Origin of the sequence: Streptomyces malaysiensis subsp. malaysiensis, from assembly GCF_040653035.1 — a bacterium.
Taxonomy (GTDB): domain Bacteria; phylum Actinomycetota; class Actinomycetes; order Streptomycetales; family Streptomycetaceae; genus Streptomyces; species Streptomyces malaysiensis.
The window spans coordinates 105905-117945 of record NZ_JBEZNG010000026.1 but is presented as its reverse complement, the minus strand read 5'-3'; the positions used below and the strand labels follow the sequence as shown (position 1 = coordinate 117945).

The following is a 12041-nucleotide window of genomic DNA, read 5'->3' as shown; positions in this document are numbered from 1 at the left end:
GCGGCTCGGCCGGGGGCCGGGGTGCGGCGCGGCCGGGTCTGCGGCTCAGGCGGGCGGGCCGGGGCCGGGGGCGTGGCTACGGGGGCCGCCCTGCCGCCGGAACGGGTGGCGGCCGGGCGTGTGGCGCGGCCGCCGGGAGCGGTCGGTATGCGGTTCACGCGGGCGTGCGGTCCGGGAACCGGGTGTGCGGCTCAAAGTGGCCGGGCCGGGAGTCGGGTGTGCGGGCTGCCTCGGAATGGGTGGCGGGAGCCGGGTTGCGGCTCAGGCGGGTTGGGCGGGGGCGGTGTGGCGCGGGTCGCGGTTCAGGCGGGCTGGGTGGGGGCGGTGCGGCGCAATACGCGTAGTGAGTGGGTCGCGGAGACCTCGGTGAACGCGCCGGAGGCGAGCGCGCGGCGGTAGATGCGGTACGGCGCCTGGCCGCCATCCGCCGGATCGGGGAAGACGTCGTGGATCACCAGCAGCCCGCCGGGTGCGAGGTGCGGCGCCCAGCCCTCGTAGTCGGCGCTCGCATGCTCGTCCGTATGCCCGCCGTCGATGAAGACCAGCCCGACCGGCCGCCCCCACACCGCCGCGACCTGCGGGGACCGCCCGACCACAGCGATCACATGGTCCTCCAGGCCCGCCTGGTGGAGGGTGCGGCGGAAGGTGGGCAGTGTGTCCATCCGCCCCACCTCGGGGTCGACCACGTCCGGGTCGTGGTACTCCCAGCCCGGCTGCTGCTCCTCGGAGCCCCGGTGGTGGTCCACGGTCACCGCGACCGTCCCCGCCACGCGGGCGGCGTCGGCCAGCAGAATGGTGGAGCGCCCGCAGTACGTGCCGACCTCCACCAGCGGCAGCCCCAGCGCCCCCGCCCGCACGGCCGCGGCATACAGCGCGAGCCCCTCGTCCAGCGGCATGAAGCCCTTCGCGCCCTCGAAGGCGTCGAGCACGGTGCGATCGGGTGCCGCGGACGCGGCGGCGGCAGCAGCAGACTGAGTCACCGGCCCATCCTCCCGTACGGCGCCCCGGCGGGACGGGGAGGGGTATGCGGCCGGGCCGGGATTCGGCCCGGCTCGGCCGGGAGACGCGGTGTGCGCGGTCAGAGCCAGCCGTTTTGGCGGGCGGCGCGGACGGCTTCCATGCGGTTGCGGGTCTGGGTCTTGCCGATGGCCGAGGAGAGGTAGTTGCGCACGGTGGCGGGGGACAGGTGCAGCTTGGCCGCGATGTCCGCGACCGTCGCCCCGTCCACCGCCGCCGAGAGCACATCGCGCTCCCGCTGGGTCAGTGGGTTGGGGCCCGCGTTGAGCGCCGCGGCGGCGAGGCCCGGGTCGATGACGCGTTCACCTGCCAGGACGCGGCGGATCGCCACCGCCAACTCCTCGACCGGGCCGTCCTTGACCAGGAACCCGGCCGCGCCCGCGCCCGGTGAGGGCCAGCAGTGGGGTGTTGGTGTGGCGGCGGCGCTCGTCGAGGCCGCTGAAGATGGCGGTGATGTAGAACGCGATGAAGGCCGCCACCCCGGCGCCACCGAGCCAGGGCAGCGGCACCTGCCCCTTGGAGAGCGACTGCACATCCCCCGAGAGCATGAAGAGTCAGGGCACGAAGGTACGGCGGCCCGGTGGCTTGAGTCGCTCGATGCGCGCGGCGGTGGCATACATGGGTCCGACCCTATGGAGGCCCGTATGAGCTGGGCAGATGCGGATGTCGGGGGATGGCCGTGACATTTGTCCCAGGGTCTTCGGCATGCCGTTCGCCGCGCCGGATCCCGTATCTGATGGGCCGTCAGTACTCGGCGTCGACACCCTTCCCCCTTCGGGGCGATTGGGCTATACAGGGGCCATCGGCTAGAACGCGTTCTACATGTCCATGTGGAGCCACGTGACCATGTGGAGCCACACGGCCATGTGCGGTCACATGTCCTTGTGGTCGGCGCGACCCGGCCGACCAGCGACGACCCCGGCACGGCCGACGGTGCGGACGGGCGGGCCGGGGTCTTCGGACCGTGGCCCACCGAGCGGACCAAGGAGTGGTGTCGCCCTATGCCCATCGATGTCGCGAAGGCCGTCTCTGCCGAACCCCGCAGTACGGCTCTCACCTGGGGACACAAGGACATCCAGCTCTACCACCTGGGCATCGGCGCAGGCATCCCCGCCACCGACCCCGAAGAGCTCCGCTACACCCTGGAGAGCAAGCTCCATGTGCTCCCCAGCTTCGCGACCGTCGCGGGCGGCGGCATGGCGGTCGCCGGGGGCATGGCAGCTCCCGGTATCGACGTCGACCTCACCGCCGTACTGCACGGCGGCCAGACCGTGGAACTGCACCGCCCCATCCCGCTCAGCGGCGACGCCACCCAGACCTCGAAGGTCGCCGCGGTGTACGACAAGGGCAAGGCGGCGGTCATCGTGCTGCGCTCCGACGTCGCCGACGCGGACGGCCCGCTGTGGACCTGCGACACCCGGATCTTCGCCCGGGGCGAGGGCGGCTTCGGCGGTGAGCGCGGCCCCTCCGACCGTGTGGAGCCCCCGGCCCGGGAGCCGGACCACACCGTGGAGCGGGCCATCCGCGAGGACCAGGCGCTGCTCTACCGGCTCTCCGGGGACTGGAACCCGCTCCACGCCGACCCGGAGTTCGCCAAGGCCGCCGGGTTCGAGCAGCCCATCCTGCACGGGCTGTGCTCGTACGGGATGGTGCTCAAGGCGGTCGTGGACACGGCGCTGGACGGGGAGGTGACCCGGGTGCGCTCGTACACCACCCGCTTCGCCGGGGTGGTGTTCCCGGGCGAGACCCTGCGCGTCCGGATGTGGCGGGACGAGACGCGCGTCCATGTGACGGCGACCGCCGTCGAGCGGGACGGCGCACCGGTCCTCACCGACACCATCGTCGAACACACCTGAGATCACGCCTGACATCACGCCTGAGATCACGTTCGAGATCACGTCAAAGATCACGAGGAGTCGCTGTGCGCGCAGCCGTACTGCATGAGACGGGACAGGACAAGCTGGAGGTCCTGGACGACATCGAGGCGGTGGGCTTCGGCCCCGGCAAGGTCCGGCTGCGGCTGAGGGCCACCGGGCTGTGCCACTCCGACCTCTCCGCGATGGCCGGGGTGCTGCCGCAGCCCGCGCCGTTCGTCCCCGGCCACGAGGGCGCGGGCGAGATCGTCGACGTGGGCGACGGGGTGACCGGGCTGAGCGCCGGCGACCGGGTGCTGGTGTGCTGGCTGCCCGCGTGCGGCAGTTGTCCGGCCTGCGGGCGCGGTCAGACCGAGCTGTGCATGTCCGGGTTCATGAACGCCGGAGTCCCCAACTTCCGGCGCCCCGGCGGCAGTCCGGAGGAGGTCTTCGGCATGTCCGGGACCGGCACCTTCGCCGAGGAGATCGTCCTGCCCGCCGAATGTGCCGTGCCGATCCCCGACGACGTCCCATACGACATCGCGGCCCTCATCGGCTGCGGGGTCACCACCGGGCTCGGGGCCGTCTTCAACACCGCCCGGGTGGAGGCCGGTTCATCGGTCGCGGTCATCGGCTGCGGCGGGGTGGGCATCAGCGTCATCCAGGGGGCCAGGGCCTCGGGCGCCGCGCAGATCGTCGCCGTGGACCCCGTGGAGTCGCGGCGCGAGGCCGCGCTGAGCTTCGGCGCCACCGAGGCGGTGGCCCCGGACGGTCTCGACACCGCCAGGAACAGCGTCACGGCGGGCGAGGGCTTCGACTACGTCTTCGAGGTCGTGGGCCGCTCCGCCACCGCCCGGCGGGCGTACGAGATCACCCGGCGCGGCGGCACGCTGTGCGTGGTCGGGGCCGGGGCGCTGGACGACTTCCTCCAGTTCAACATGTTCGAGCTGTTCTTCGACGAGAAGCGGATCCTGCCCTCGCTGTACGGCGGCGGCGATGTGCTCCGCTCCTACCGGCGGACCATCGACCTGTGGCGGGCGGGCCGGATCGACCTCGAAGGGCTGATCACCCACCGGGTGCGGCTCGGCGAGATCAACGAGGCCATCGGCCAGATGCGGACCGGGGAGGCGCTGCGCACATGCGTCGAGATGTGACGGGCCCGCTGGCCGGGAAGACCGCGATCGTCACCGGCGCCGGGCGTGGCCTCGGCCGCGTCGAGGCCCTCGAGCTCGCGCGCCTGGGCGCCAGTGTCGTCGTCAACGACTACGGACAGGGCGGCCGCGACGGCACCGGCGAGGCATCGGCCGGCCCCGCCGAGCAGGTCGCCGAGGAGATCCGCGCGGCCGGCGGCCGGGCCACGGCCCATGTGGGCGACGTGGCCGACTTCGAGCGGGCGGGCGAGCTGGTCCGGCTCGCCGTGGACACCTATGGCGCGCTGGACATCCTGGTCAACAACGCGGGCATCCTGCGCGACCGGATGGTCTTCTCGATGAGCGAGGCCGAATGGGACTCGGTGATCCGCGTCCACCTCAAGGGCCACTTCAACACCATCCGCTTCGCCGCCGCCCACTGGCGCGAACGGTCCAAGGCGGCGGGCGGCGGCCCGGTCCACGGCCGGATCGTCAACACCGCCTCCGAGGCGTTCCTCGCCGGTTCGCCGGGCCAGCCCAACTACGCGGCGGCGAAGGGCGGCATCGTCGGGCTGACCACCTCCACGGCGGCGGCGCTCGCCAAGTACGGGGTGACGGCCAACGTCATCTGCCCGCGCGCCCGCACCCGGATGACCGAGGACGTCTTCGCGGACTTCGAAGTCCCGGAGGACGGTGGTCTCGACGCCCTCGCCCCCGAACATGTGGCCCCGCTGGTCGGCTATCTCGCCTCACCGGGCGCGGCGAAGGTGAACGGCCAGGTGTTCGTGGTGCACGGCGGCATGGTGGCGATCGTGGAGCGGCCGAAGGTGGCGGCGAAGCTGGACGCGAAGGGGGACACCTTCGGCTTCGAGGAGCTGGACGCGCTGCTGACGCCGTACTTCGCGGAGCGGAGCGGGGAGAGCTTCGCGGCGGTGGAGGTGCTGGGGCTCAAACGGGGGTGAGCGGAGGGGCGACGGGGGTGGGCGGAGGGGCCCGCCCCTGGCCGGAAGCACCCCACGATCGCCGGACGGGCTGGACTTCCCGGGGAAATCCGGCCCGTCCCGCGGTCGCGGACGACCCTGAGATGCTGAGGCGTTGAGCGGCCTACGGTCCCGAGTGGCTTACGGTCGTGAGCCGTTCACGGCCCTGATCCGCTTACCGTCCTCGATGATCCGCTTACCGTCCTCGAGACGCTCAGGAGCCGCTCTCGTTCGGGCGGCGGTGGCGGCCGTGGGCCGGTGCCTGGGTCTCCTCGGACGCGGCCTGCCCCCGGTGTTTGCCCTGGGTGCCATCGGCCTGGGCCGCGGCGGCGCCCCGCGGGCGCGCCTGGGTCGTGTCGATGTGGGTTTCGGACATGGTGGGTACGTCACCCCGTCAGATCGCTTGCGCTTCGTACTGTGTGAAAGGGGCTGACCACGATGTCGCACGACGTTCCACGCGCATCACCCGAGGCGCCCGTATGTGACGGAACGCAGGGATACGCAGCCCCCGTAACGATTTTAACCACGGCGGTGGTCCCGGACCCAGCGGGGTGGCCGGGGCTGCGGGGGCCGGGCGAGCGGCGCCTGCTGGAGCGGTACGGGCCGCAGGGCGGGGCCCGTACCGGCGCCGGGATCGTGGTCGGGCTCGGGCCCCATCTCCTGCTCGACACCCGGCCATGACCCGGTGCCGCCCCATGGCTCGACGCCCAAAACGCCCTCGGGCTCCGGCGCCCGCTCGTGCACGGGCAGCGGGGTCGGCTCCCGTACGGTCATCGGCGCCCGCTCCGGTACGGGCATCGGCGCCTGCGCCGCTCGTACCGGCATCGGCCCGGGGGCCCGTGGCGGTGTCAGATCCGGTGGCCGCGGCGGCGTCGGCTCAGGCATCGGCCCGGACGCCCGCGACGCGGTCAGCTCGGGCGCCTGCCCAACCGGCCGTGGCGGTGTGAGCTCGGTCGTCCGCGCGGGGGCGGGGCCGCCGGGGCCGCCGACCCGGGTCCACGGTGTGATCCTCGCCGCGATCCCGGCCGCGGGGGCCGCCGTATGCGGTGTCTGGACGACCCGGGCGCTGACCGGGGTCGCCGCCGCGGCCGGACCGGACGGCTCGGACATCCGGCCCGAGGGCTCAGCCACCCAGCCCGAGGGTTCGGACACCCGGCCCGATGGCTCCGCCACCCAGCCCGAGGATTCGGACACACGGCTTGGGGGTTCCTCCACCCAGCCCGAGGGCTCAGCTACCAGGCCGGAGGGTTCGGACACCCGGCCCGAGGATTCGGACACCCGTGTCACCCGCGCGATCCGCCGCGCCCCCGTCGAGTCCTCCGGCCGCCAGGTGGTGTGTGCGCCGTCCGGTGGCCAGGTCGGTGTCGCGACGTGCGGCCGCCACGACGCCGCCGAGTCGTCCCGTCGCCATGGCGCCTCCGGCGCCCCGGACGGATCCGCCGCGAGCGGGGCGCCGAGCGAGGCGCCGCTCGGGACGGCGCTCATGACACCGCCCGGGGCGCCGCTCGCGGCACCACTCGGGACACTGCCGGGAGTGCGGCTCGCGACACCGCCCGGGGTGCCCGGCGCCTCCGGGCCCTCCGCCACCCACGCCACACCCGAACCGCCCGGCGCCGCCGCCACCCACGAACCGCCCGAAAACCTCGGCGCCGCCCCCGGCACCCCGGGCGGCCGCACCCGTGCCACCCCGCAGGGCATCTGCGGGGTCACATACGGCAGCCGCAGCTCACCCTCCCGCGTCCACAGACCCGCGCCCGGAAGCCAGCCCTCCGGCGCCGGGAACTCGCGCAACCGCCGCTCCGCCGGGCGCCATACGCCCACCCACGGCCGTCCGGACCCCGCGCCGGACCCGGATCCGCCGAGCCCATCGATGCGGAAGGCCACCGCGCACGACTCCGGCGTCAGCACCTGCCCCGGCTGCACTGCGAACGGCGTGGGCTCCCACCGCCCCGCGGGCCGCAGACAGTCGGGGAACCGCACCGGCCGGGCGCTGCCCAGCACCCCCCACCCCAGCCGCTCCTCCCCGGGCGCGTCGGACCGTACGAGCAGCAGACCGCTGTCGGGGTCGGCGAGCAGCAGCCGGTCGTCGCTGCGCTCGGTGATCTGGAGCAGCGGGCTGGTCTCACCGCCCCGCCGCAGATCGACCACCACGGTCTTCGTCCGGCCGTCGAGTTCGCGGTCGAGGGCCAGCAGCCGGCCCGTACGGTCCAGCCAACCGCCGCCCGTACAGCGGCCGGGCACCTCGGCCAGATGCTGGGGGGCGAGGACGCCGCCGCCGAACAGCAGCCAGACGGAGGTGGACCGCGGGCCGCGCCCCAGCGCGAACGCGCACAGACCGCCGGGCGCGGGCGGCAGCAGCGAGACCTCGGCGTGGTCGATGCCGCCGAGCGGGCGCTCGCCGGTGCCGGGGCCGGCCGGGTAGAGCAGCGAGAAGGCGTGGTGTCCCGCCAACCGGCGGTGGATGAGCACCTGCCCGTCGGCCAGCGGCAGCAGTTCGCTGTCCGGCTCCTCGGGCTGGGCGGTGGGCAGCGGCACGGCGTAGGGCTCCGGGCCGTCCAGCGTCCAGCGCTCGGGGTACCAGCAGCCGGCCTCCCCGCTGAGCGCGAGCCGCGCGCCGTACGAGCGGTCCGAGGCGATGGTGAAACCCCCTCGTGGCCGGTCGCCGACGCCCCCGGTGAGGGCGGTGTCGAAGGCACAGGCAGTCATCGGTCAGTCACCTCCGGCCACTGAAAGTAGTTTTCGTGCCTCAAGCCGAAGGCCGTAATGGACGCGCTCCACCCGTAAGTGTGGCTCTTGCCCGATTCGCCTGAGAGGTCATGGGTGAATGTGCTGTAAGCGACGCGGGGGTGTTTTGTGATTAAAGTAAGGCACACCTAAGTGCGTTCGGCGCGCTCGTGCGAACGGGCGTGCCCCAGCTATCCCAGGAGCTCCGTCATGTCCCTGCGCGCCCGCGGCAGCGCCGCCCTCGCCCTCGCTCTGGCCGGGGCGCTGTCCCTCACCGCCTGTGGATCGTCGGACGACGGCGAGGGCGGCGGCAAGCGCAACGGCGGGGGCGGGAAGTCCGTTGCCCAGGGTGGCAAGGACTTCGGCTCGGCCGCCGAGGAGACGGCGAAGATGGGCACGGAGGCCAAGCCCGGCGCGTTCCCCCGCACCATCACCCACGCGATGGGCGAGACCGAGCTCAAGAGCAAGCCGAAGCGGGTCGTGGTGCTCGACGTGGGCGAACTCGACAACGTCGTCTCGCTGGGCCTGAAGCCGGTCGGCTACGCCCCCTCCGAGGGCGACCAGGCCATACCCGGCTATCTGAAGAAGGACGCCGGGAACCCGAAGAACATCGGCACCATCAACAACCTCAACCTCGAGGCCATCAACGCCCTCCACCCCGATCTGATCCTCGGCAGCAAACTGCGCGCCGAACCCCTCTACGACGAGCTGAAGCAGATCGCCCCGACCGTCTTCGCCATCCGCCCCGGCTTCACCTGGAAGGAGAACTACCTCCTCAACGCCGCGGCCCTGGACCGGACCGCCGAGGCCGAGCGCGCGCTCGACGCGTACGAGAAGAAGGCCAAGGCGCTCGGCGAGGACATCGGCCCCAACAAGCCGACCATCACCATGCTCCGCTTCATGCCGGAGGTCACCCGGCTCTACGCCAAGGCGTCCTTCATCGGCACCATCCTCGAGGACGTCGGCCTGCCGCGCCCGAAGAACCAGCAGATCGACGATCTCGCCGCGGAGATCAGCCCGGAGCGGATCGACGAGGCCGACGCCGACTGGATCTTCACCGGCGTCTACGGCGACCCCAAGGCCACCAAGCGCGACCAGGCGCAGTCCAACCCGCTGTGGAAGAAGCTGAAGGCGGTCAAGGCGGGCCATGCCGAGAACGTCGATGAGCAGACCTGGTACCTGGGACTCGGCGTCACCGCCGCCGACCGGGTCCTCGACGACCTCCGGGGCTACCTCGTCCACTGATCCGCGTTTTCGCCGCGGACTTCACCCGAACTCTCGTCGCGCTGTGTGAAGGCCGGGGCAGGGCTCAGCCGTGATCCGGGAGGTAGCCTTGCCCCGTGCCCGCACTCAACGACGTCATCGCCGCACTCGACGCCCTCTGGCCGCCCGAGCGGGCGGAGCAGTGGGACGCCGTCGGCACGGTGTGCGGTGACCCCGGCGCCGAGGTCACCCGTGTGCTGTTCGCCGTCGACCCGGTCCGGGAAGTGGCCGACGAGGCGGTGGAACTCGGCGCCGATCTGCTGATCACCCACCATCCGCTCTATCTGCGGGGCACGACCACGGTCGCCGCCTCCACCTTCAAGGGCCGGGTGGTGCACACGCTGATCAAGAACGACATCGCCCTCCATGTCGCGCACACCAACGCCGACACCGCCGACCCCGGTGTCTCCGACGCCCTCGCCGGAGCGCTCGACCTGCGGATCGTCGGTCCGCTGGTGCCCGACGCCACCGACCCCGAGGGCCGCCGCGGCCTCGGCCGCGTCTGCGAACTCGACCACCCCGAGACGCTGCGGGAGTTCGCCGAGCGCGCCGCCGCCCGGCTGCCCGCCACCGCCCAGGGGATCCGCGCCGCGGGCGACCCGGACCGTACGATCCGCCGGGTCGCCGTCAGCGGCGGCTCCGGCGACAGCCTCTTCGACGCGGTGCGCGCGGCCGGGGTCGACGCCTTCCTCACCGCCGATCTGCGCCACCACCCGTCCTCGGAGGCGCGGGAGCACAGCGATCTCGCCCTGCTGGACGCGGCGCACTGGGCCACCGAATGGCCCTGGACCGAGCAGGCCGCGGCCCAACTGGACGAGATCTCCGACCGGCACGGCTGGGATCTGCGTACGCATGTCTCCCGTATCGTCACCGACCCCTGGACGGCCCACGCGGCGGCTCCCGCCGTCCGCGCGTCCGCCCCGTCCCTCTCCGTTTGACCTCCGCCGACCTCCGCTCGACCGCTGCTCGACTCATCCTCTGCCCCCTCGACTCCCCTGGAGCCCCACGCTGAATGCCGCGCCCGCCGATCAGATCCGCCTCCTCGACGTCCAGGCGCTCGACGTCCGGCTGTCGCAGCTCGCGCACAAGCGCAGGACGCTGCCCGAGCACACCGAGATCGACACCCTGAACGCCGATCACACCCAGCTGCGTGACCTGCTCATCGCCGCGCAGACCGAGGAGAGCGACACCGCCCGCGAGCAGACCAAGGCGGAGCAGGACGTGGAGCAGGTGCGCCAGCGCGCCGCCCGCGACCAGAAGCGCCTGGACTCCGGGGCCGTCACCTCCCCGAAGGACCTGGAGAACCTCCAGCACGAGATCGCCTCCCTCGCCAAGCGCCAGGGCGATCTGGAGGACATCGTCCTGGAGGTCATGGAGCGCCGGGAGTCCATCCAGGAGCGGGCCGCCGAGCTGACCGAGCGGGTGGAGTCCCTCCAGGCCAAGATCGGCGACGCCACCTCGCGCCGGGACGCGGCCGCCGAGGGGATCGACACCGAGATCGCGACCGCCACCAAGGAGCGCGAGGTGATCGCCGGGACCATCCCCGCCGATCTTCTGGGGCTCTACGACAAGCTGCGCGGGCAGCAGGGCGGTATCGGCGCGGCCCGGCTCTACCAGCGGCGCTGCGACGGCTGCCGCCAGGAGCTCGCCATCACCGAGCTCAACGAGGTGCGCTCGGCGGCCCCCGACACGGTGGTGCGGTGCGAGAACTGCCGCCGGATCCTGGTCCGTACGCCCGAGTCGGGGCTGTAGCCCGATGGCGCGGCGCTTCATCGTCGAAGCGGACGGCGGGTCCCGGGGCAACCCGGGGCCGGCCGGTTACGGCGCGGTCGTGCGCGACGCGGAGACCGGTGAGACGCTCGCCGAGGTGGCCGAGTACATCGGCACCGCGACCAACAACGTGGCCGAGTACAAGGGCCTGATCGCCGGATTGCGGGCGGCGTACGCCCTCGACCCGGAGGCCGGGGTCCAGGTGCGGATGGACTCCAAGCTGGTCATCGAGCAGATGTCGGGCCGCTGGAAGATCAAGCACCCCGATATGCGCCCGCTCGCCGCCGAGGCCAAGGCGATCGTGCCGCCCGGCCGGGCCGCGTACGAGTGGATCCCGCGCGAGCGGAACAAGCACGCGGACCGGCTCGCCAACGAGGCGATGGACGCGGGCAAACGGGGCGAGCGGTGGCAGCCGAAGGTGCCGCCCGGCGGCACGTTGGCGGCGGGCGCGCCGGAGGCCGCCGCACCCGCCGACGACGCCCTCGCCGCACCCGCCGCCACCGGCGCCCCGGCGGTGGGCTGGGGCTCGGCGGACCTGGGCACCCCCGCCACCTTCGTACTGCTCCGGCACGGGGAGACCCCGCTCACCCCCGAGAAGCGCTTCTCGGGCAGCGGCGGCAGCGACCCCGAACTCTCCGATGTGGGCCGCCACCAGGCCGAGCGGGTGGCGGCGGCGCTCGCCGCGCGCGGCACCATCCAGGACATCGTCGCCTCACCGCTCCGGCGCTGCCGGGAGACCGCCGACGCGGTGGCCCGGCGTCTGGGCCTGGAGGTACGGGTCGAGGAAGGGCTGCGGGAGACGGACTTCGGCGCATGGGAGGGCCTGACCTTCGCGGAGGCCAAGGAGCGCTACCCGGACGACTTGGCGGCATGGCTGGCCTCCACCAAGGTGGCCCCGACGGGCGGCGGCGAGAGCTTCGCGGCGGTCACGCGCAGGGTCGCGGCCTCCCGCGACAAGCTGATCGCCCGTTACACGGGCCGTACGGTGCTGCTGGTCACCCATGTCACACCGATCAAGACCCTGGTCCGGCTGGCCCTGGGCGCCCCGCCGGAGTCCCTGTTCCGCATGGAACTCTCGGCGGCCTCGCTGACGGCGGTGGCGTACTACGCGGACGGGAACGCGTCGGTGAGGCTGCTGAACGAGACGGCGCATCTGCGGTAGGGGTGGCGGCGGTTGCGGGCGGGCCGTAGGGCGGCGGGTTCGCGTCAGCGGTCGCGACCGACCACGGGGGCTGTCACCTTGGTGGGCGGCGGTCGTCACCCCCGTAGGCGGCGGTTGTCGGTCCGCCAGCCCGCCAGCCCGC

11 protein-coding genes and 1 pseudogene are annotated in these 12041 nt (G+C 73.2%); 7 read left to right on the top strand and 5 right to left on the bottom strand.

Translation table 11 applies throughout. The features are described 5' to 3' along the window. Positions 1 to 302: 302 nt before the first annotated feature. From AB0E24_RS36855 to AB0E24_RS36845, 3 genes and pseudogenes are all read right to left on the bottom strand, one after another. Entirely contained in the window at positions 303 to 896 is a 594-nt protein-coding gene (locus tag AB0E24_RS36855; protein WP_237288255.1) for a class I SAM-dependent methyltransferase, read from the bottom strand. A 182-nt stretch (positions 897 to 1078) separates the two neighbouring features. After that, positions 1079 to 1399, bottom strand: a pseudogene (locus AB0E24_RS36850) (response regulator transcription factor); the annotation flags it as partial. Beyond that, positions 1320 to 1565: a hypothetical protein gene (locus tag AB0E24_RS36845; RefSeq protein WP_359383832.1), complete on the bottom strand. Its 246-nt coding sequence runs from the start codon at positions 1563 to 1565 to the stop codon at positions 1320 to 1322. The gene AB0E24_RS36845 and the pseudogene AB0E24_RS36850, both read right to left, overlap by 80 nt. 453 nt (positions 1566 to 2018) lie before the next feature. Here AB0E24_RS36845 and chsH3 point away from each other — a divergent pair, with 453 nt between their 5' ends. From chsH3 to AB0E24_RS36830, 3 genes are all read left to right on the top strand, one after another. Further along, positions 2019 to 2873 carry an enoyl-CoA hydratase ChsH3 gene (chsH3, locus tag AB0E24_RS36840; protein WP_079260428.1) on the top strand — a complete coding sequence of 285 codons (855 nt, stop codon included), beginning with the start codon at positions 2019 to 2021 and terminating at the stop codon, positions 2871 to 2873. Positions 2874 to 2938: 65 nt separating this feature from the next. Beyond that, positions 2939 to 4024 (top strand): Zn-dependent alcohol dehydrogenase, encoded by a 1086-nt coding sequence (locus tag AB0E24_RS36835; protein WP_069869193.1) that lies wholly within the window; start codon positions 2939 to 2941, stop codon positions 4022 to 4024. Beyond that, on the top strand, positions 4009 to 4962 hold the full coding sequence (locus AB0E24_RS36830; RefSeq protein WP_079257408.1) for a 3-oxoacyl-ACP reductase: 954 nt from the start codon (positions 4009 to 4011) through the stop codon (positions 4960 to 4962). Before AB0E24_RS36835 ends, AB0E24_RS36830 begins: the two co-directional genes overlap by 16 nt. Positions 4963 to 5194: 232 nt before the next feature. Here AB0E24_RS36830 and AB0E24_RS36825 read toward each other — a convergent pair whose 3' ends face one another. After that, positions 5195 to 5356, bottom strand: coding sequence for a hypothetical protein (locus AB0E24_RS36825; protein ID WP_167459908.1), 162 nt, complete (start codon positions 5354 to 5356; stop codon positions 5195 to 5197). A gap of 143 nt (positions 5357 to 5499) precedes the next feature. Further along, complete coding sequence (locus AB0E24_RS46085; RefSeq protein WP_435865364.1) at positions 5500 to 7686, bottom strand: hypothetical protein; 2187 nt, start codon at positions 7684 to 7686, stop codon at positions 5500 to 5502. 228 nt (positions 7687 to 7914) lie between these two features. Here AB0E24_RS46085 and AB0E24_RS36815 point away from each other — a divergent pair, with 228 nt between their 5' ends. From AB0E24_RS36815 to AB0E24_RS36800, 4 genes are all read left to right on the top strand, one after another. Continuing rightward, complete coding sequence (locus AB0E24_RS36815; protein WP_359383794.1) at positions 7915 to 8949, top strand: ABC transporter substrate-binding protein; 1035 nt, start codon at positions 7915 to 7917, stop codon at positions 8947 to 8949. A 95-nt stretch (positions 8950 to 9044) separates the two neighbouring features. Further along, positions 9045 to 9905: a Nif3-like dinuclear metal center hexameric protein gene (locus tag AB0E24_RS36810; RefSeq protein WP_079257406.1), complete on the top strand. Its 861-nt coding sequence runs from the start codon at positions 9045 to 9047 to the stop codon at positions 9903 to 9905. A 70-nt stretch (positions 9906 to 9975) separates the two neighbouring features. Continuing rightward, a complete protein-coding gene (locus AB0E24_RS36805; RefSeq protein WP_359383828.1) occupies positions 9976 to 10719 on the top strand; it encodes a zinc ribbon domain-containing protein in 744 nt (247 codons plus the stop codon). 4 nt (positions 10720 to 10723) lie between these two features. Continuing rightward, positions 10724 to 11899, top strand: a complete 1176-nt coding sequence (locus AB0E24_RS36800; protein ID WP_069869199.1) for a bifunctional RNase H/acid phosphatase — start codon at positions 10724 to 10726, stop codon at positions 11897 to 11899. The last annotated feature ends 142 nt before the right edge of the window (positions 11900 to 12041 follow it).